At 65.2% G+C, this 20,942-nt stretch carries 13 protein-coding genes and 1 pseudogene; 9 read left to right on the plus strand and 5 right to left on the minus strand.

The genetic code is table 11. The features are described from left to right. The first annotated feature begins 125 nt into the window (after positions 1-125). From AAFX91_RS19005 to AAFX91_RS19015, 3 genes are all read left to right on the plus strand, one after another. Positions 126-566 carry a hypothetical protein gene (locus tag AAFX91_RS19005; protein ID WP_394567419.1) on the plus strand — a complete coding sequence of 147 codons (441 nt, stop codon included), beginning with the start codon at positions 126-128 and terminating at the stop codon, positions 564-566. 13 nt (positions 567-579) lie between these two features. Then, complete coding sequence (locus AAFX91_RS19010) at positions 580-900, plus strand: hypothetical protein (protein WP_394567420.1); 321 nt, start codon at positions 580-582, stop codon at positions 898-900. Positions 901-986: 86 nt separating this feature from the next. Then, positions 987-1,844, plus strand: coding sequence for a DUF1932 domain-containing protein (locus AAFX91_RS19015; RefSeq protein WP_394567422.1), 858 nt, complete (start codon positions 987-989; stop codon positions 1,842-1,844). A gap of 224 nt (positions 1,845-2,068) precedes the next feature. On the opposite strand, the gene recG is transcribed toward AAFX91_RS19015, so the two are convergent. Further along, positions 2,069-4,177, minus strand: coding sequence for an ATP-dependent DNA helicase RecG (gene recG / locus AAFX91_RS19020; RefSeq protein ID WP_394567423.1), 2,109 nt, complete (start codon positions 4,175-4,177; stop codon positions 2,069-2,071). A 161-nt stretch (positions 4,178-4,338) separates the two neighbouring features. Here recG and AAFX91_RS19025 point away from each other — a divergent pair, with 161 nt between their 5' ends. The 3 genes from AAFX91_RS19025 to AAFX91_RS19035 all read left to right on the plus strand — a co-directional run bounded on the left by AAFX91_RS19025 (position 4,339) and on the right by AAFX91_RS19035 (position 8,762). After that, positions 4,339-4,623, plus strand: a complete 285-nt coding sequence (locus tag AAFX91_RS19025) for a succinate dehydrogenase assembly factor 2 (RefSeq protein ID WP_130581778.1) — start codon at positions 4,339-4,341, stop codon at positions 4,621-4,623. After that, positions 4,620-8,138: a transcription-repair coupling factor gene (gene mfd / locus AAFX91_RS19030; protein ID WP_394567424.1), complete on the plus strand. Its 3,519-nt coding sequence runs from the start codon at positions 4,620-4,622 to the stop codon at positions 8,136-8,138. The genes AAFX91_RS19025 and mfd overlap by 4 nt, the downstream gene beginning before the upstream one ends. A gap of 180 nt (positions 8,139-8,318) precedes the next feature. Next, complete coding sequence (locus AAFX91_RS19035) at positions 8,319-8,762, plus strand: hypothetical protein (RefSeq protein ID WP_394567425.1); 444 nt, start codon at positions 8,319-8,321, stop codon at positions 8,760-8,762. Positions 8,763-8,771: 9 nt separating this feature from the next. On the opposite strand, the gene AAFX91_RS19040 is transcribed toward AAFX91_RS19035, so the two are convergent. Next, the gene (locus AAFX91_RS19040; protein WP_130581775.1) at positions 8,772-9,593 is read right to left on the minus strand and encodes a helix-turn-helix transcriptional regulator; all 822 of its coding nucleotides are present in this window, start codon (positions 9,591-9,593) and stop codon (positions 8,772-8,774) included. Positions 9,594-12,272: 2,679 nt separating this feature from the next. On the opposite strand from AAFX91_RS19040, the gene AAFX91_RS19045 reads away from it, so the two are divergent. From AAFX91_RS19045 to AAFX91_RS19055, 3 genes are all read left to right on the plus strand, one after another. Beyond that, positions 12,273-13,037, plus strand: coding sequence for an autotransporter outer membrane beta-barrel domain-containing protein (locus AAFX91_RS19045; protein ID WP_394567426.1), 765 nt, complete (start codon positions 12,273-12,275; stop codon positions 13,035-13,037). 366 nt (positions 13,038-13,403) lie between these two features. Continuing rightward, positions 13,404-14,798, plus strand: coding sequence for a mercuric reductase (locus AAFX91_RS19050; protein ID WP_394567427.1), 1,395 nt, complete (start codon positions 13,404-13,406; stop codon positions 14,796-14,798). A 287-nt stretch (positions 14,799-15,085) separates the two neighbouring features. Beyond that, positions 15,086-15,958, plus strand: coding sequence for a hypothetical protein (locus AAFX91_RS19055; protein ID WP_394567428.1), 873 nt, complete (start codon positions 15,086-15,088; stop codon positions 15,956-15,958). Between the two features lie 62 nt (positions 15,959-16,020). On the opposite strand, the pseudogene AAFX91_RS19060 reads toward AAFX91_RS19055, so the two are convergent. The 3 genes and pseudogenes from AAFX91_RS19060 to AAFX91_RS19070 all read right to left on the minus strand — a co-directional run bounded on the left by AAFX91_RS19060 (position 16,021) and on the right by AAFX91_RS19070 (position 20,694). After that, positions 16,021-17,240 (minus strand): annotated as a pseudogene (locus tag AAFX91_RS19060) (GGDEF domain-containing protein). A gap of 186 nt (positions 17,241-17,426) precedes the next feature. Continuing rightward, the gene (locus tag AAFX91_RS19065; protein ID WP_394567429.1) at positions 17,427-18,929 is read right to left on the minus strand and encodes an AMP-binding protein; all 1,503 of its coding nucleotides are present in this window, start codon (positions 18,927-18,929) and stop codon (positions 17,427-17,429) included. A 49-nt stretch (positions 18,930-18,978) separates the two neighbouring features. Continuing rightward, the gene (locus AAFX91_RS19070) at positions 18,979-20,694 is read right to left on the minus strand and encodes an extracellular solute-binding protein (protein ID WP_394567435.1); all 1,716 of its coding nucleotides are present in this window, start codon (positions 20,692-20,694) and stop codon (positions 18,979-18,981) included. Positions 20,695-20,942 lie beyond the last annotated feature (248 nt).

Genomic DNA, 20,942 nt, shown 5'->3' on the forward strand with positions numbered 1-20,942 from the left:
CATCATGCGCTCCGTCTATCAAACGGAGCAGCCCCTTCCAACTAAGCACGTGGTCCCACAATCGGGGTCCATTTCACCAGATCCTGTCCGACTTCGCCGCATGCAACGACCTGGTCGAGATTCAGTTGACGACGCGCAAGGGATGGGCGCTCTGGGCTGCCGTTGCCTATCGCAACGACCGGCCGACCGCACGGATTGCATACGTTATCGCGAACAAGCTCGAAAGCCAGGAGATCAAGGCGCCGTCCTGCCTGTTCACGCGCGTCGATCAATTGAACTGCCTGCAGTCGCTGGTGGCGGAGGCGTTCGGTTCGGGCGAGCTCGGACTGCCGACCGGTTCCGGCTCGGCCGCCGATCACAAGGTCGAAACCTTCCACAACAAGCAGACCGGCAAGGCGACGCTGAAGCTCGACAATCGCGTCTTCCGCACCTTCGACAATGCCAAAGGATTTCTTTCTCGCCTCGGTCGAAGGCGGCAACGAGCTCGGACTGTTCGTGCTCTTCCTCAGGCCTGCGACGGGATGCGCGACACGGCCGCTGCTGTTCTTTGGGGACCGCAAGGGTGAGCCGAGCATCACCATGGACTACGCGCCCTGCGCCGATCGCATGGCCAGCCTGACGAGCACCAAGGGCGCGCAGGTCCAGTGGATGGGGCTTGCGTTCAAGGCTGGTGAGCCGCGCGGCTATATCGCCTCGGTGCTCGACCGCAAGCTTACAACGCGCACCACTATGCTTCCGGCCTGTATGCTGGAGGCGGACAAGATGAATGACAATCGTTGCGTGAGCGAGGCGCTCGGCAAGTCTGGTCCCCAATCATCCGAACCGCCACAGCTGCGGGTGATCCCGATGCCGCTGCCGGGCGCCGCCCGCAAGCCACCGCCGCGCACGCAAGGAATCTAACGCCGTGTTTTGAAGGTGAGGCGAACTCGCATTTGCCGCCGGATCGTTCTACAAATACGGTCTCTCGGAACTCTCGAGGACCTCTCATGTCCAATACGATCGCGATCCTTGCGCCGGGTGCCATGGGCAGCGCAGTGGCGCAGCGCTTGGCCGAACATGGCGCCCGCGTCCTGACCTCGCTACACGGCCGGAGCGAAGCGAGTGCCAAGCGCGCAGCGGCCAGCGGCATGGTGGCGGCCGCCGACGCCGATATCGCCGCAGCCGATATCATCCTCTCCATCGTTCCGCCGGGGGAAGCGATTGCGCTGGCCGAGCAGTTGGCCGCCAGTATCGTGAAATTCCGAACGAGACCTGTCGTCGTCGATTGCAATGCCGTCAATGTCGAGACGGTGCAGAAGGTTGGCGAAATCATCGCTGCTTCCGGCGCGCGCTTCGTCGATGGCGCGGTCATCGGCTTGCCGCCGAAACCAGGCTCAGTCGGACCAGCATTCTATGTCTCGGGCGAGCATGCGCAGGACCTCGCCGTGCTCAAGCAGTTCGGCCTCGACTTGCGCATCGTCGAAGGGCCGGTCGGCGCGGCTTCCGCGCTCAAGATGTCCTATGCCGGCATCAACAAGGGGCTGACGGCGGTCGGCGCCGCCATGGTGCTGGCGGCCACGCGCGCGGGCGCCGCCACTGCCTTGCGCGACGAACTGGCGCTGAGCCAGCCGCAAATCCTGGCGCGGCTTGGCGTCGCGCTGCCGGACATGGTGCCAAAGGCGTATCGCTGGGTCGCCGAGATGCGCGAGATCGCGGCTTTCATCGGCCCGGATCATCCAGCCAATCTCGTCTATGAGGGATTCGCCAGGCTGTTCGAGCATATCGCGGCCGATGCCAACGGCGAGGGTACGGACGTTGCGAAGCTCCGAGCGTTTGCCGAGAGCTGCAACGTGAAGAAGGCGTAAGGCGCCACCACCGTCATTGCGAGGAGCGAAGCGACGAAGCAATCCATTGCCTCCGCACGTGCGGTGACGGTGGATTGCTTCGCTGCGCTCGCAATGAGGGAGACTAAGTTCTGCGGTTCGGCTTGCCACAAACACCGTCGTTGCGAGCAGCGATAGCGACGAAGCAATCCATTCTCTCCGAGTTTGCGATGGCAATGGATTGATTCGCTGCTCGCAATGACGAATTAGCCCGCGCCGATCAGCGGGATCGCTTCGTCGCGTTCGAATAGATAGAGCAGGCAGCGCAAGGCTTCGCCGCGCTCGCCTTTCAGCTTTGGATTATCTTTCATGATGCGCAGTGCTTCGTCGCGGGCCTGTGCGATGAGCTGGCCGTGCACCTCGGGCCGCGCGATGCGGTAGCCGGGCAGGCCGCTCTGGCGGATGCCGAGCACGTCGCCTTCGCCGCGCAGCTTCAGGTCTTCCTCGGCGATGCGGAAGCCGTCGGTGGTTTCGCGGATCACTTTCAGCCGCGCTTTTGCGATCTCCCCGAGCGGCTCCTGGTAGAGCAGCAGGCAGGCTGACGCTTCCGAGCCGCGCCCGATCCGGCCGCGCAGTTGATGCAATTGCGCAAGCCCAAAACGTTCGGCGTTCTCGATCACCATGATAGTCGCCGCCGGCACGTCGACGCCGACCTCGACCACGGTGGTGGCGACCAGGAGCGTGATCTCATGCGCGGCGAACTGCGCCATCACGGCGTCCTTTTCCGCGCCTTTCATCTGGCCATGGACGAGGCCGACACCGTCGCCGAAACGCTTCTGCAGGCTCTCGAACCGCTTGGTCGCGTTGGTCAGGTGTTCGGTGCCTTCGGCCTCGGATTCATCTACCAGCGGGCAGATCCAGTAGACCAGCTTGCCTGCCTTCAGCGCGCGGCCGACGGCGTCGATCACGTCGCTGATGCGGCTTGCCGGCACCGCGCGGGTATCGATTGGCTGGCGACCGGCCGGTTTCTCGCGCAATTCGGAGATGTCCATGTCGCCGAAATAAGTGAGCACCAGCGTGCGCGGGATCGGCGTGGCGCTCAGCACCAGCACGTCGACGGCTTCGCCTTTCGATGTCAGCGCCAGCCGCTCGCGCACGCCGAAGCGATGCTGCTCATCGACGATCGCAAGCGCCAGCGACTTGAAGATCACGTCGTCCTGGATCAGCGCATGCGTGCCGACCAAAAGATCGATCTCGCCGGCCTCGAGCCGGGCCAGCAGCTCGCGTCGCTCCTTGCCCTTCTCGCGGCCGGTGAGGATCGCGACACGAAGGCCGGCGCGTTCGGCGAGCGGGGCGATGGTCTTGATGTGCTGGCGCGCCAGGATTTCGGTCGGCGCCATCAGCGCGGCCTGCTTGCCGACCTCGGCGACGGCCGCGGCCGCAAGCAGCGCCACCACCGTCTTGCCGGAGCCGACGTCGCCCTGCAGCAGGCGCAGCATGCGCACCGGCTGGCGCAGATCTTCCGCGATCGCCGCCATTGCGGAGCGCTGCGAAGCAGTCAGTGCATAAGGCAGCGCGTCGATGATCTTGTTGCGCAGATGGCCGTCGCCGGCATTGCGGTCGCCAGCGGGGCGGCGGAGCTGGGCGCGGATCAGCGCCAGCGCCAATTGCCCGGCGAGCAGCTCGTCGAAGGCAAGGCGGGACCAGAACGGGCCGTCAGGCAGGATGTCGGTGAGCTCGACCGGGACATGGACACGTTGCAGCGCTTCCGCGATCGGCGGAAAGCTGCAGCGGCGCAGCACCTCGGGGCTGATCCACTCCGGCAATGAGGGGAGTTTCTGCAACGCCTGCGCGATGGCGCGGCGGAGCGAGCCGAGCGCGAGCCCCTCGGTCAGCGGATAGACCGGATCGATGCCGGAGAGTTTTGCAAAGCCTTCTTCGTCGACGACGCGGTCGGGATGCACGATCTGGGGGATGCCGTCGTACATCTGCAAGGTGCCGGAGACATAGCGCTTGGCGCCGACGGGAAGCAGCTTTTCGACATAGCCCGGCTGGGCGCGGAAGAAGGTGAGCACCACATCGCCGGTGTCGTCGCTGGCATAGACGAGATAGGGAGCGCGCGAGTTGCGCGGCGGGGCCGGGCGATGGCGGTCGATCGTGACCTCGAGCGTCACCACCGTGCCCGGAACCGCGTCGCGGATCTTCGGCCGCGCGCGGCGGTCGATCACGCTTGCGGGCAGATGCAGCAACAGATCGACCAGCCGCGGCGTCTCGCTGCGGTCGAGCAGATAGCGGAGCAGCTTGTCCTGCTTCGGTCCGACGCCTGACAGGCTCGTGACCGGCGCAAACAGGGGATTGAGCAGAGCAGGGCGCATGGCAGCATCCGTCATCAGCCGGCCGCGTTCCGTCAAGCCCGGCGATGACGCAACAGTTGATAAATCGGGGAACAAGAAGGGCTGACATTGGTCTCCTCAGCCGCTATATCAGCCCCGCCCGGCACGTCCGGGCTTTTGGCGTTTGGATGGATTTTGGCGACATGACGGGAACGACACGGTCGAGCGACGGTCTCGACAACCGCCGCAAGCGGCTATTGTTTCGCTGCTGGCATCGTGGCACCCGCGAGATGGACCTCGTCCTCGGCCGCTTCGCGGACGCCGAAATCGGCAATCTCTCGGACACTGAGCTGTCCGAACTGGAGCACCTGCTCGAGGTGCCCGATCCCGATCTCTATGCTGCGCTGATCGGCGACAGGCCGCTTGAAGGGGCAGGCGCGCTGTTTGCCCGCATCAAGGCGTTTCGCGCGGTGGAACAGGACGTATGAAGCCACAAGCCAAATCACCCGCCGCACTGCTGGCCCCCGGGCGCGCGGTGACCTTTGCCAATGTCGCCGAGGGTGCCGAGGGGCTGGTTATCGCCGATCTGGCGCGCGCGATCGCGGCGAAGCCGAAGCGTCCGGCCGTCAGCCTTGCCGTGGTGTGCCGCGACGGGCCGCGGATGCAGCAGCTCGCCCGCGCGCTGGAATTCTTCGCGCCCGATCTTGGCGTGATGCAGTTCCCGGCCTGGGACTGCCAGCCCTATGACCGCGTCTCGCCGCATGGTGGCGTCCTGGCGCAGCGCCTGACCACGCTGGCGCGATTGTCGCGGCTCGCCGGCAGCGACAATCCGCTGATCGTGCTGACCACCGTGAACGCCATCGTGCAGCGAGTGCCGGCGCGCGAGGTGGTGGCGGCGCAGGCGCTGTCGGTCGCGCCGGGCAATGTCGTACCGATGGACTCGATCGTCGCCTGGCTCGAACACAACGGCTATACGCGGTCCTCCACCGTGCGGGAGCCCGGCGAATATGCCGTGCGCGGCGGCATCCTCGATCTGTTTCCGGCCGGGCTCGACCAGCCGGTGCGGTTCGACTTCTTCGGCGATTCGCTGGAGTCGATCCGCAGCTTCGATGCCGAGACGCAGCGTACGCTCCTGGACATGCGCGGGCTCGATCTCGTTCCGGTCTCGGAATTCCAGCTCACCACGGAGACCATCCGCCGCTTCCGCATGGGCTATGTCGCCGCTTTCGGCGCACCGGAGCGCGACGATGCGCTTTATGAAGCCGTCACCGAGGGGCGTCGCCATCCCGGCATGGAGCACTGGCTGCCGCTGTTCCAGGAGCGGATGGACACGCTGCTCGACTATCTCGACGGCGCGCCTGTTGCGATCGAGCCGCAGGGCGAGGACGCCGCGCGCGAGCGTTTCAAGCAGATTGTCGATTACTATGACGCGCGGCGTGAGGCGATGGAGCATCCCGGTGGCGGCGCGATCTACAAGCCCTTGCCGCCGGACCAGCTCTATCTGACCGAGGCGGAATGGACGCAGCGCCTGAACGACGGCGCGCTGGCGCGGCTGACGCCGTTCGCTGTCCCTGAGGGCAGCACGGAGGTGTTCGACGCCGGCGCGCGGCAGGGCCGCAACTTCGCGCCGGAACGCGCCGACACGTCCGTCAACGTGTTCCAGGCCGTCGCCGCCCACGTGCAGGCCCTGCAGGCGCAGCGCAAGAAAGTGGTGATCGCGTTGTGGAGCGAGGGCTCGCGCGACCGCATGGGCTCGATGCTGCAGGACCACAAGCTCCACAATGTCACCAACGTCAACACCTGGCGCATGGTGCAGGCGACGCCGCGTAACGAGGCGATGCTCGCCGTGCTCGGCATGGAAAGCGGCTTCGAGACTGACGACGTCGCCGTCATCAGCGAGCAGGACATCCTGGGCGACCGCCTGGTGCGGCCGCGCAAGGCGCATCGCAAGCTCGACAATTTCATCTCGGAGGTCACGAGTCTCGCGGCCGGCGATCTCGTCGTCCATGTCGAGCACGGCATCGGCCGCTTCGTCGGCCTGCAGACGCTGGAGGTCGGGGGCGCACCGCATGACTGTCTCGAATTGCATTATGCGGCGGAGACAAAACTGTTCCTGCCGGTCGAGAATATCGAGCTGCTGTCGCGTTACGGCTCCGACGGCGCCAATGTCGAACTCGATCGCCTCGGCGGCATCGGCTGGCAGGCGCGCAAAGCGAAGCTCAAAAACCGCATCCGCGAGATTGCGGGCGAGCTGATCAAGATCGCGGCCGAGCGCATGCTGCACGAAGCGCCGAAGATGCCGGTGCAGCCGCATGTCTATGACGAGTTCTGCGCGCGCTTCCCCTATGACGAGACCGAGGACCAGCTTGGCGCGATCAACTCGACGCTGAAGGACCTCGAGAGCGGCCATCCGATGGACCGGCTGATCTGCGGCGACGTCGGCTTCGGCAAGACCGAAGTGGCGCTGCGCGCAGCGTTTGCGGTCGCGCTCGACGGCAAGCAGGTTGCGGTCGTGGTGCCGACCACGCTCTTGGCGCGCCAGCACAGCAAGACCTTTGCCGAGCGCTTCCGTGGCTTCCCGGTCAATGTCGCGCAGGCCTCGCGGCTGATCGCAGCGAAGGAATTGACGCAGGTCAAGAAGGGGCTCACCGATGGCAGCGTCGATGTCGTCGTCGGCACCCATGCGCTGCTCGGCAAATCAATCAAGTTCAAGGATCTCGGCCTGCTCATCGTCGACGAGGAGCAGCATTTCGGCGTTGGCCACAAGGAGCGGCTGAAACAGTTGCGGGCCCAGGTGCATGTGCTGACGCTGTCCGCGACGCCGATCCCGCGCACGCTTCAGCTTGCGCTGACCGGCGTGCGCGAGCTCTCGATCATTGCCTCGCCCCCGGTCGACCGGCTCGCGGTGCGCACCTTCGTCGCGCCGCATGATCCCTTGATGATCCGCGAGGCGCTCTTGCGCGAGCGCTATCGCGGCGGGCAGGCGTTCTATGTGGTGCCGCGCATCGAGGATCTCGCTGGTGTGAAAGACTTCCTCGACAAGAACGTGCCGGAGATGAAGGTCGCGGTGGCGCACGGCCAGATGCCGCCGACCGTGATCGAGGACATCATGTCCGCGTTCTACGACGGCAAGTACGACATCCTGCTATCGACCACGATCGTGGAATCCGGGCTCGATATCCCCAACGCCAACACGCTGATCGTGCACCGTGCCGACATGTTCGGTCTCGCCCAGCTCTACCAGCTCCGCGGCCGGGTCGGGCGCTCGAAGCTGCGCGCCTACGCGCTGTTCACGCTGCCGGCGCAGCAGAAGATCACGCCGCAGGCCGAGCGGCGGCTGAAGGTGCTGCAGTCGCTGGAAACGCTGGGCGCGGGCTTCCAGCTCGCCTCCCACGACCTCGACATCCGCGGCGCCGGCAATCTTCTGGGCGAGGAGCAGTCCGGTCACATCAAGGAAGTCGGCTTCGAGCTCTATCAATCGATGCTGGAGGAGGCGATCGTCAATCTCAAGGCCGGCGTTGCCGAGCCTGCCGCCGACCGCTGGTCGCCGCAGATCACGATCGGCATGCCCGTGCTCATTCCCGAGGATTACGTCAACGATCTCGCGGTGCGGCTGTCGCTGTACCGGCGGCTCGCCGATCTCGATACCGAGGAGGAGATCGACAATTTCGCGGCCGAGATGCGCGACCGCTTCGGCGTGCTGCCGGACGAGGTGCGCTACCTGTTCAAGGTCGCGACGATCAAGGCCTATTGCCGCACAGCCAATGTCGAGAAGGTTGATGCCGGTCCGAAGGGCGCCGTGATCTCGTTCCGCGACAATGCCTTTGCCCAGCCGGATCGCCTGGTCGCCTTCATCCGCCAGCATGGCCAGGCCGCGAAGGTGCGGCCCGACATGAAGGTCGTGTTCTTCCAGGAATGGAAGACTCCGGAAGAACGCCTTGCCGGGACAACGGAAATCCTGCGGCAACTTGCCAATCTCGCCGAGAACAAGAAGGCGGCGTAAGCTTGCCTTCCTGTTCTGGGATGCCGGTCGCGCACGCGCTGCCGATCCCGATGTTTTGAGACAATGGCGCGCTGTTAATATTACTGCTTAACTACCAGTTAAGTATGCGTTGGCGGCACGAAAGCGCATGGCCTAGCGTGCGCCGAGTGCGGCTCCGTAACCGGCGAGTTGGTGCGTACCATGAGCTATCGAATCTGTGGCGCGTTGATCGCGTCTGTTGGCGCGGCAGCGCTTCTGTTTGCTGCGAACGATGCATCCGCGAGGTCGGGAGGGGCGGCGCGCGGAGGGGTTGCTTCGGCACCGTCGGTTGCACGTGGGCACGTCGGCCCATCGTTCCGGCCGCACCGGAGAGGCTTTGCCGGCGGCTTCTGGCCGGGCACAGCCGGCTATTTCGATGCGCCAGCGGCGAGCGAAGGCTTCGCCGGCATTCCGCAATCGCAATCGGTCTCGGGCGACTTCCGCAACACCTACACCTATGACGTCCCCTGGGATTGGGCCCATCGCTATCCGCCGATGGTCGTACCTTCCGATCGACCCTATGTGTCGAGCTGTCCCTCCGAGAGCGTGACCGTCCCCGGCCGTGGCGGCGGAGAGCAGACCGTCAACATCACGCGCTGCTACTGACGAAGAAGCTCACGGCTGCGCCTGGCCACCCCACGCGTCGAGATCGAGCTTCCAGAGCGGCGGCAGATCGGCGAAAGGCGGTGTGGTGTGGGCGATGACGATGGCCGCACGGCGGCTGTCCGAGTCGATCTTGCTGTTGATCGCCTTGACGTGCGCCTTGATCGCATCGACGCCGATATCGAGGATGCTGGCGATCTCATCGTTCGTCTTGCCCAGCGCAATCCACGACGCCACCTCGATCTGGCGCGGCGTGAGCGCGGGGAAGGCCAGCCGCAGCCGATCGGCCGGAGTGAGCTTGGCGAGAGTGCGCTCCTGAGCCTGCCGATAGCTTCGCAGAATGTGCGGACGGAACGCTTCGAGACGGTCGCGATCCAAATCGCTGAAGGGCGGGCGATCCAACACACGATGGCCGACGATCGTGACCACATAGTCGGCATGCTGCAGCACGATCGCCATCATGCGACGGGCGCCTGACGGCAGGAACGCTTCCCTGGCCATCGGGAGTTCGACGTACTCTTCATCGGTGAAAAAATCCGACTCGCGCAGCGCACGCTCGCCGTAGAAGGCGGGATCATATTGCCAGAACGGATGCGAGTGCCGGTGACGGACAAAGGCCTGCATCGCGCGCGCACGCTTTTCAGGATCGTCTTCGACCGAAACCAATGCGCGAAAATCCTGACTCGCGTGATGAAACTCGGAGAAGCTCACAACTTCCGCGTCGATCAGTCTGCCGATGCTCGTGAACAGCAGGCGGGGTAGTGCGTGAAGATCGGGTTCCGACTCGTAAAGATGGATGATCTCGGCGTCTAGATTATTGTCCCTGTTGTCCATGGGATTCTGCGTTGCAGTTTCTGGTTGAGATTGAATCTATTTTGCGCGCAGTTTGCAGCAATCGGGAACCCGATCTGTTGCAGCAAAGCCTCGCTCGTTTTCCTTATCGCTCACAGCGACGCCTGTATACCCCTTCGGGTAGTGGTCAGATCGTGATTCATCTAAGACTGTTCGCAACGCATCCGCGTGCGTCGTTTCGCTCGGTGTCATCGAGGAGCAAGCGCAAGTATGAACGTTGCTGTACTCCAATGTCGCGAACTCTCTCGTGAACATCGGCTTCGGCAATGGGCAAGTCGCAGCACAGATTGATGTGATCAGAAATCGTGCGGGTGGTTTCGCGACAACAGAGACGTGCGCGGAAAATTGGTAGTGGGTCGTGGGGGCTGCAATGACGTGGAAATGTTCGGACCGCCAGTCGCGGGGCCACGATTGTCATCGCCGGCACGTTCGGCGCGTCATGCGCGTCGGTTCCACCGCTTTTTGTGTGGTTGTCGGCTTCACCATGGCGGCGTGGGCTGACGGAGGTCAGGGCGGCGCCGGGTTCGGCTGGACCCCTGGGGGTGGCGGCGCTGGTTACACCGGGAATCCGGGCGATAGCGTACGTGCTGATTCGCGCGCTGGCGGCGGCGCGGGGGGCGGTAACGGCGGTAGCGCGTTCAGCGGTCTCCCTGGTGGCACTGGAGGTACCGCGAGCGATCCGAACGGTCACGACGGACAGAGTGGCCTCTTCGGCGGCAGCGGCGGCGGTGGCGGCTACAATGGCAACGGTGCCGGTACGGCCATCCTGACCAACACCGGGACGATGATCGGCGGCCGAGGCGGCAAGGGCGGCGACGGCAATCCGGCGACGACGGGCGCGGGCGGCGGCGGCGGCGGGGCAGGCGGCTACGGTGCGGTGATCACCGGCAGCGGCGCCAGCAGCAATAGCGGGACCATCACCGCTGGCAGTGGCGGCGACGGCGGCAAGTCGGGAAGTTACGGTGGCCCCCCGTATCCTGACACCGGCGGTGGTGGCGGCAGCGGTGGCGTGGGCGTTCAATTCAGTGCCACAGGTGCCAGCTTCACCAACACCGGTACAATCGCTGGGGGCACCGGCGGGACGGCCGGCGCAGCCGTCGGCGCTGGAGGTGGTGGCGTCGGAGGCGCTGGCGGTGCCGGCCTTGTCGGGGCCGCACTTTCGGTTATCAACAATGGCAACATCACCGGCGGTACCGGCGGCAGCGGCGCCGTGGGACTGGGTGGTGTCCTTGCCCCTGCTGGGAGCGGTGGCGCGGGCGTGTCCCTGAGCGGCGGCTCGTCGCTCGACAACCGCGCCATCATTCGCGGCGGTCTCGGAGGCGGCGGCGGTGGGGCGGGCGGCAGTGGTGGCGGAGCCGGTGCCATTCTCTCGGGTTCATCGCTCACCAATACAGGATCGATCAACGGGGGAGATGGCGGCAGCGGTGGCACCCTTGGCGGCGGTGCCGGCATCGTCGGCATGAATGCGACTGTCATCAACAACGGCACGATTTCAGGCGGCTTGTCCAACGACGGTGTGACACGCGCCAATGCGCTCACCTTTCTCAGCGGGGCAAACACACTCATCTTCGGCAACTCGAACCCGGGCCTGACCGGCAATATTGCAATCCAGGCCGGTACGCTGACGTTTGACCAATCCCCGGACATCACGCTCAACAATGTCATCACCGGAGCCGGTGCCCTCATCAAGGCCGCTCCCAATACCCTGGTTCTCAACGGCCAGAGCACCTACACCGGCCCGACGACGGTCAACGCCGGCAAGCTCGTGATCGGCGACGACAGCCACGCCGGCGGGAGCCTCGCCAGCGCCGTCACGGTGAACGGCGGCGGCGCGCTCGGCGGCATTGGCACCATCGGCGGCCTCGCTGTTGCGAATGGCGGCGCCGTGGCGCCCGGCAATTCGATCGGCACCCTGGACGTCGCCGGCAATGTCAGCTTCGCGGCAGGCTCGATCTACCAGGTCGAGGTCAATGCGGCTGGCCAATCCGACAGGATTGTTGCTACCGGAACCGCAAGCCTTAATGGCGGCGCCGTACTGGCGCTGGCGCAGAGCGGCACCTTTGCGCCGCAGACCGCCTACACCATCCTTACCGCCAACGGCGGTATCACCGGCACGTTTGCCGATGTCAGCAGCAGCCTCATCTTCCTGGCGCCGACGTTGAGCTACGATGCCAACGACGTATTCCTGACTTTCACTCGTAGCCGCACAACATTCCCCGACGTTGCGGAGACCCCGAACCAGCGCGCGGCGGCCAGCGCCTTGCAGGAGAGTTCACTGACCAGCCCGCTGGTGATTGCCGTGCTCAACCAGAGTGCGGCCGGCGCGCGGCAGGCGTTCGATGCGCTGTCGGGCGAGGTGCATGCCAGCGCGCAGACCGCGATGCTCGACGACTCCCGCTATCTGCGCGAGGCCGTACTCGGGCGGTTGCGGCAGGCTTCATTCACGGGCGACGCGGGTCCGATGGCCGCGCTCACCTCCGGCGGCCCGCAACTAGCCGCGATGGAGTCGATGTCGGTCAGTTCCGCGCTCGCCTATGCGGGGGCGCACAAGTCGGCGTTCCCGATGAAGGCGCCGCCCGCAGCGCCGGCGTGGCGTCCCGAGACGGCGTTCAGGGCGTCGGCGCCTGGGGCCGGTTCGGCGGCGACGGCAATGCCGCTGGCATGCGCCGCGATCTCGCCGGTTTCTTCAGCGGCGTCGATCATCGCTTCGGTCCCAATTGGATCGCGGGCATCGCCGGCGGCTACACCAGTTCAACCGTCCGCGTCAGCGACCGGGCGAGTTCCGCTGATGTCGAGACCGCGCATCTCGCCGGTTATGTCGGTGCGACCTACGGCGCACTCAGCCTGCGCGGCGGCGCGGCGGCAAGCTTCAGCACGCTCGACACCAGCCGTTCGATCATGTTCCCGAATTTCTTCGACACTGCACGCGCCCGTTACGACGCGACCACCGCGCAGGTGTTCGGCGAGGCGGGTTATGGGCTGACATTCGGACAGGTCGCGCTCGAGCCCTTTGCTGGGCTTGCCTGGGTCCATCTCGACACCAACAGTTTCAATGAGACCGGCGGCAGCGGCATCGCCGCGCTGCTCGGCTCCGGCACCAAGGAAGACGTCGGCTACTCAACGCTCGGCGCGCGCATCGCCACCAGTTTCCTGCTGACCAACGGCATGTCGCTGACGCCACGCGCCTCGGTGGCGTGGCAGTACGCTCTCGGTGATGTCACCCCGACAGCGGCGCTCGCGTTCCAGAGCACGGGCGCGAACTTCATGGTGGCGGGCGTACCGCTCGCGCGCAACGCGGCGCTGGTCGAAGGCGGGCTCGATCTGCGGGTCACGCCGCAAGCCAGCGTCGGCATCGCCTATGTCGGCCAACTCGCCGACCGCGTGCAGGATCATTCGGTCAAGGGCAGCTTCACCTGGAGATTCTAGAGCAGGATCCGGAAAAGTAGAAACCGGCTTTCCCTCGCGACAACGCGAAGCGTTTGCTCGGAGATCATGATCTCATCTCTTTGTTTGAGCATGATCTTTTCGGAAAACCGGTTTCCACTTTTCCGGATCATGCTCTAGGAGCGCAGCAGCAGAGGCGCGACGCAAACCCCGCCACACGCGACGAGTGTCGCGCGCGGAACTTCGGCGCGGCGGCAGCCAGGGCAGCGCTCTCCACCGCGAAGGTTCCAGCCGCAACCATATGCATGAGCGCGATCACGATCAGCGGCGCATAGCGGTGGCGCTTCTGGCGCAATCCTATGTCCTCGGAGGTAAGGGTCCGTTTCGGAGACAACACGGAGATCATCCATGTCTCAGGCTGAACACTTCGATATCGTCATCCTCGGCAGCGGTCAGGGCGGAAAGCAGCTCGCATGGCATCTTGGCCGTTCCGGCAAGAAAGTCGCCGTGGTCGAGCGCCGCTGGGTCGGCGGTGCCTGCCCGGCAGTCGCCTGTCTCCCATCGAAGAATGAAATCTGGAGTGCGCGGGTCGCTCACCTCGTGCGGAACGCTGCGCATTTCGGGTCACTGACTGGTGCGGTCAAGACCGATATGGGCAAGGTGCGCGCTCGCAAACAGGGCATGGTCGATCGCGAGATCGCATTCCACCTGAACGCCTACAAGGAGAGCGGCGCGGAACTCATCATGGGCAGCGGCCACTTCGTGGGTCCGAAGACCCTTCAGGTCGCGTTGAACGATGGGGGTATCCGCTTGCTCGCGGGTGACGAGGTTGTCCTCAATGTTGGTACGCACGCAGCCATTCCTGATATCGCCGGTCTCAAGGCCGCGCGTGCGCTTACTCATATCGAAGCGCTGGAGCTCGACTACGCGCCGTCGCACTTGATCGTACTCGGGGGCGGCTATGTCGGTGTCGAAATGGCGCAGGGCTTCCGTCGGTTCGGCAGCCGGGTGACGATCATCGAGCCGGGTCGCCAGCTCATGGGACGGGAAGATGCCGATGCGGCCGAAGAGATTCAGCGCATTCTGAGCGGCGAGGGGATTGACGTGCTGCTGAACGCCCAACCCGTCAGTGTCCATGGTGTTTCCGGCGATACCGTGTCGGTGAGCGTGCGTAGCCTCAAGGGCGAAGAGAAGATCGAAGGCAGCGACTTGCTTGTGGCAGTTGGCCGGGTCGCCAACACCGCCGGCATCGGGCTCGACGAAGCCGGAATAGAACTCGATGCCCGCGGCTTCATTCGTGTCAACGAACGTCTGCAGGCGACTGCGCCCGGTGTCTGGGCCATCGGCGAATGCTGCGGTAGCCCCCAGTTCACGCATGTCTCGGTCGATGACTTCAGAATTGTAAGGGACAACATGGCTGGCGGCAGCCGCAGGACCGACGATCGCCTCATTCCTTATGTCGTGTTCACCGATCCGCCGCTCGCACGTGTCGGCCTCTCCGAGCAGGAAGCCAAGCGGCAGGGTATCCCTGCGCGTGTCGCGAAGCTGTCGATGAGTCATGTCCTGCGCACGCTGGCAACCGACGAGACCGACGGCTTCATGAAGGTGGTCGTCAGCGCGAACGACGACCGTATCCTCGGCTTTTCAATGATCGGTTCCGAGGCCGGCGAGGTCATGGCCGTCATCCAGGCCGCAATGCTCGCCGGCTTGCCGTACCCAAAGCTGCGTGATGCCGTCATCGCGCATCTCACCATCGCGGAAGGATTGGGCCCGCTGCTGGCAAACGTGCCGCCGCGGTCTTGATCGCACGCAGAGGCAGTGGGAAACGATACCGGTGCTCCAAGACGAGCGCCGGCATCGGACGGCGGCCTGAATGCCGCCAGAGGGCCGAAATTCACATTTGAGAAAACCATTTTGGCCCCAAGGCCGTGTGGCGCGGCGCGTCGGCGTCTCACAGGAACCTTCCCAACGAGCTGCGATTATAGCCGGTGGAGGAGGACTGAAATGAACCAGCTAATCTATCTGATTGGCCTGATCGTCGTGATAATGGCCATCCTTTCGTTTTTTGGTCTGCGCTGAGGAGTTCGACCATGACAATCGAAGCTCCTACGCTCGTCGAAGACGAAGCGCTGACGCTAGCTGACGAAGCCCGATATCTGCATTGGACGCCCATAGTCGGGGGCGCGCTCGCTGCTGCGGCGTTTGCCTTCATCCTGGTAACCTTTGGCGTCACCATCGGTCTTGGCGTCAGCTCGGCCTCTCCAACCTGGCGAGACGCATCCGCCGCGCTGGCGTTGCTGTCGGGGCTTTATCTGATCTTGCAGGCGATCGTCAGTTTCGGTCTCGGCGGGTACATTGCGGGTCGCACGCGCGGCGGCTTTGATGCGGCGCGCAACTTGGAGACGGAAACGCGGGACGGTCTTCATGGCCTGACGGCCTGGGCGCTCGCGGTTCTCCTCGGGGCCGCACTGGCGGCAATTGTGAGCGCAGCCACGGTCAACCGTTCGTCTCCATCGCTTACGATGGGAAGCACCAGCGCCGCCGAACCGCTTCTGAGCTACGAGCTCGATCGGCTGCTGCGCGCGCCACGTCGGCCTCCCAATGCTGATATCAGCGCCGAACGCGCCGAGGCCGGCCGGATACTCATGACGTCGTCGAGCCACAATGGGGTGAACGGCGATGACCGGACCTATCTGATTCAGCAGGTCCAGGCGTGGACCGGCCTTTCCGCTGGCGATGCCGAACGGCGAGTCGATCAGGCGATTGCGAGTTCGAAGACGGCGATCGCTCGCGCGCGTCGCAGCACCATCATCCTGGCGTTTTCGGTGGCGGTCGCCGCCTTGCTCGGAGCCGTCAGCGCCTGGGCGGCGGCAGTTGCGGGCGGTCGGCACCGCGACGGCGCGCCGCTTCCGGAATGGATGGCGTTTGCCGACAGGTTCGAGCCAAGAATTGCGGCGCGATAGCGGACTCGTCATCATCCACGTTCTTAAGATCGGCGGTCGCCGCGCGCTCTTCGACTGCGCTGCTACGACGCCGCGCGATGCGCCTCGTCATGTAGCCGCGCGAGCAGTGATCTTGCCGTGTCGTTCGGCAGCAGCGTAGCGACGCTCACGCTGGGATCGGAATGCATATCGCGCTTGCCATGGCTGGTGTGACGCTGGAGAGGCGACGCGCGATCGCGTGGGCGTTGCGCAAGTCGGCGCCGGCGAAGACGACGATGACCGATCCGTCTTCCTGGGCCGCGCCGAAATCCATCTGGCGCATCAGGCGGCTGATAATGCGCGCGCCGTCGAACTGCGCGCGCGGATGGGCGGGATCGAAGGCGAAGCGCGCCACGCTCAACGCGCCGCCGTGCTCGATGGTCTGATAGACGGCGGTGGCGAAATCGCGCTCGAAGGCGGTGTGCGTGAGCAGGCCGGTGCGCGCATCGATCAGGCCCTCGGCGTCGATCGCGCGCAGCGTCCGGCTCAAATGCACTTCGAACGCGTGCTGGCGCACCAAAGGCAGCGCGGTCGCGGCGACGTCGGCCGGCTCGCCACCAACCAGCTCGAGATGCGGCAATTCGTAGCTCGGAGCGAGCCCGTTCGGCGTCGCCACGACCGGCAGATTGCGGAAGCGGGCATCTTCGGCGAGTACCGTCAGGAAGGCATCGATCACACGCAGCGTGAAGCCTTCGCCGAGCACGATGCCGTCGACGTCGCGGGAATTGAGATGCTTGGCGGCCGCCTCGATGCTGAGCGCGCCGACCACGCCGCAGCGCTCGCCGAGCACGACCGAGAGCGCCGGGTAGGCGCCGCCGCGGCCGATCAGGAGCACGGTCGCGTCGCGGCTGGTATCGATATCCGAAAGCAGGATCGGCGAAGGTGGCACCAAGCGCCGCATCACGGTCGAATGCAGCGAGCGGATGCGCAGCACCGCATTCAGACGTGCGAGCAGGCGGCTGGGATGCTTCTCGGCATGAAAGAACGGAATCGCATTGTCGGGCAACGCCGCTTCGGGATCGACGGCGATCAGCGGCAGATAGGGCTGGCGCGGCGCGACCATCGCTGCCAATTCGGCAAGTCCCGCCTCATCTCCGGTCGAGGCAGCGGCGATCACGGCGGCTGGCTGTACCTGGGCGACTGCGCGCGCGGCGTCAGTCCATGTGGTCTCGATCACCGGAAACAGCCTGCTCTCATCGAGCGCGCGCGCAAAGGCCGGCCGACCCGTGGTCGAGGCAATCAGGATCGGGCCTTGCTGGGGCATTCGGCAACTCGGATCGGGCGGAAGCTTTGGCCGCCATGCTAGTCGCCGCCGCTTAATGCAGCGTCAACGTGAGATCATGATCCGATTAGGCGGAATCGGATCATGAACTCATCGCTTTGTTTGAGCATGATCTTTTCGGAAAACCGGCTTCCACTTTTCCGGATCATGCTCTAACGCGGGGTTTGCTCAGATGCCGCCGGTCCGATCGCGAAAGGCTTCGACCATCAATGGATTGAGGCCGAGTTCTGTCATGGCGTTGCGGGCGCGCGCATTGTCCTGGGCGCGCCCGGCGAGGCGATGGCCGGCGAGGCGGTCGGGCAGAGCGGTGAGCAGCGCGCCCTGGCCGAGCCGGCGCGACCATTCCTGCAGGTCGTTGGCGAGGAAGCGGTAGCCACCAACCGCCATGATGCCGGACGGCGGCGCGGTGATATTGATGGCGCCGGTCGAACGGTCGAGCCGCGCTGCATATTCGGTGTCGACGTAGTCGCGGGGCGGCGGGGCTATCAACGCGTCGTTCGGCACTTGCGGCGGTGCGTAGGCTGCGGCGGGCACCATCGGCCCGCGCAGGCCAAGCGTACCCGTTGGCGTCAGCAGGATCTCGCCGGCAATGGAGGAGCCCGGGAGTTCGCGCGGCGCGCCATGCGGACCCGGCTGGATCGGCGCGGGTGAACCGTCCTCGGCGGTCCGGCGCGCGCCGAACAGGCCGGCTTCGCCGAACAGATAGACATCCGTCAGCGTCGCGCGCTGCGCAGTCCAGGACGCGCCGGCGGCGACCTGTTCGGGTGCCCGCCACAGCCCGATCACGTTCCGCACGCTCGGCATGTTGGCGTCGAGGTCGAGTTCGGCCAGCCGCAGCGCCAGAGGCGCTGGCGCAATCAGCGTGTCGCAGGCATGGTCATTGATCTGGGTCTGCAGCACCTCTTCGTCGAAGGGGTGGTGCAGTACCAAAGTGCCGCCGGTGAGCAGCCAGACTGCAAGCGAAGAAGCCAGCCCCGCGAAGGACATCGGGGCAAAAGTTGACATGATGGTTGCGCCCTGCGGCACGTCGCTCTCCAGCGACATCGCAAGTCCGCCGGCGATCACGGCGAAATGGGCGCGCGGTACCGGACGGAAGCCATCGGCGGTCACATCGAACGAGATCAGCGAGGCCTTGCGGCCGTCCTGGATCACCGCCCGCGTGGTCGAGGATTCCCGCAGGATGGCCTGGTCGAGCGAGGCCATGCCTTCGGGCAGATCGTTGCCGAAACCGCAGACATGGCGGATCGAGAACGCTTCCGCCGCCGCGTTCATCGCGAAGTCGGCGTAGATGACGCCGTCGATCCGGCTCGTCGTCACGATCGCCCGCGCGGCGGTGCGGTTCAATGCCGCGGTCAGTTCGGCGTGCCGCCAGAGCAGCGGCATGGGCGCGACCACCAGGCCGCAGCGATGGGCCGCCAGCACCGTCAGCGCGAATTCGACCGTGTTCGGCAATTGCACGGCCAGCACCGAATTGGCCGGCAATCCCGCTTCAATGAAATGCGCCGCTAGCGCCGAGATCGCGCGGTCGGCTTGCGCATAGGTCAACCGCTTGCGCGTCTGGCCGGTGATGCGCTGCTTGTTGAGCGGATCGACCAGCGCCAGCGCGTCCGGCTGCCGCGCTAGCACGCGCTTGAACAGGGAATCGAGCGTGGGCGAAGCGGACTGGGTCACGGGTTCAACGTCGGTTGCATCAACTTCGGTTGCATTACTTGGCCTGCGGCTACTTCGGTTGCGACTCTGGCCTCTGCCACCAAGTTTCCGGCAGGTAGCCGGTCAGGGCAGTGCTCTCTGGCCGTTCTATCCGATTCCAGCGCGCGATCCATTGCTCCGCGATGTTAAACAGGGGAATTGCGTAGAAGCCGGACATCAGCGTGCGGTCCAGCGCCCGCACCGCCGAGACGAAGGCGGGCCGCTCCCGCGCCTCCAGGAGCGCGGCGATCAGGGCGTCGATCGCCGGATCCTTGGCGCCCATGTAATTCCTGGTGCCGGGGATGTCGGCGGCCTGGCTGCCCCAATAGAACGACTGCTCGTTGCCGGGCGACAGCGATTGATCCCAGCGATTCTGGAGCATGTCGAACTCGTAGCCGAGCCGGCGCTGGTCGAACTGGACCGGATCGACCGCGCGCACGCGCACCTCGATGCCGGCACGCTTGAGGTCGCGCTGGTAAGCGAGCGCGATCCGTTCCTGGTCGCGGGTCGTCACCAGGATCTCGAACGCAACCGGCGCCTTGGTCGCGCGGTTACGTAGCACCGTGCCCTCGAGTTCATAGCCGGCCTCCGACAGCAGTGCGAGAGCGCTGCGCAGCGCGGTACGGTCGCGGCCTGAGCCGTCGCTGACCGGCAGGTGATAGCTGCCGTCGAGAATGTCGGGCGCAATATGCGCGTTCGCCTGCTGCAGTAATTCTCGTTCGCGCTCGTCGGCAGGCCGGCCATAGGCGGACAGTTCGGAGCCGGCGAAGAAGCTGCCGCTGCGGGCATAGAGGCCGAAGAAGTAGTTGCGGTTGATCCATTCGAAATCGAACAGGAGCGTCAGCGCCTTGCGCACGCGGACGTCTGCAAACAGCGGACGGCGGGTGTTGAACACCAGGAATTCGGAAGGTTGCGGCGTCCCGGTCTTGATGGTGTCGCGGATGACCTCGCCGTTGCGGGCCGCGGGGAAATCATAGCCGTCGTGCCAGCGCAGCGGTTCGGCCTCGACGCGGAAATCGTAGAGGCCGCGCTTGAAGGCTTCGAACTGGCCATTGGCCTCGCGGTAGAAATCGAGCCTGATCTCGTCGAAATTGTAGAGGCCGCGATTGACCGGAAGGTCGCGGCCCCAATAGTCCGGATTGCGCTCCAGCATGACGCTCGCGCCCGGCTTCACTGCGCCGACGCGATAGGGGCCGGAGCCGATCGGCCCCGTCATCGTGGTGTCCTCGAAGGTAGCCGGATCGACCGCGTATTTCGGCAACACCGGCATCAATCCGAGGATCAGCGGCAGTTCGCGGTCGTTGGCGCCTGCGAGGTCGAAGCGCACCGTGAGCGGGTCGGGGGAATCGGCTTTCGCGACCTTCGCATAATATTGCCGGTGGTTGGGACGGCCGTGGTCGCGCAACAGCTCCCAGGAGAACAGCACGTCCTCGGCGGTGACGGGCTTGCCGTCGGAAAAGCGGGCGCGGGGATCGAGATGGAAGGTGACGTAGCTTCTCGCATCGTCGGTCTCGACCGTTTTGGCGAGCAGGCCGTAGAGCGTGAACGGCTCGTTATTGCCGCGCGCCAGCAGGCTCTCGACGACGAAACCCCTGATCTGCTGCACGGCGAGGCCACGAACGATCAGCGGGTTGAGGCTGTCGAATGTCCCGAGGATGCCCCAGGTCAGCCGGCCGCCCTTGGGCGCATCGGGATTGACGTAGGGCATATGGGTGAAATCGGCCGGCAATGCCGGCGCGCCGTGCATCGCGATCGCATAGCTTTCCGCCGCCCGCGCCGGACCGGTCCCGACCAGCGCGAGGGCGATGGCGAAACCCAGCGCGGCGAGCACGCCACGCCCAGATGCAACCCAAGAAACGCGCGGAGCAACGCGTCGATCTGATTCGCGAAATCTCACGGAACGAGCTTTACCACAGGACTTTGCAACTCGCCGTGACGTTGGGGCAAACCTGCTTGCCGGCATTGATCTTTTCGTCTGCCGCTGTATTGAAGGCG

The organism is Bradyrhizobium sp. 31Argb, assembly GCF_043638955.1.
In the GTDB taxonomy this organism is placed as follows: Bacteria; Pseudomonadota; Alphaproteobacteria; order Rhizobiales; family Xanthobacteraceae; genus Bradyrhizobium.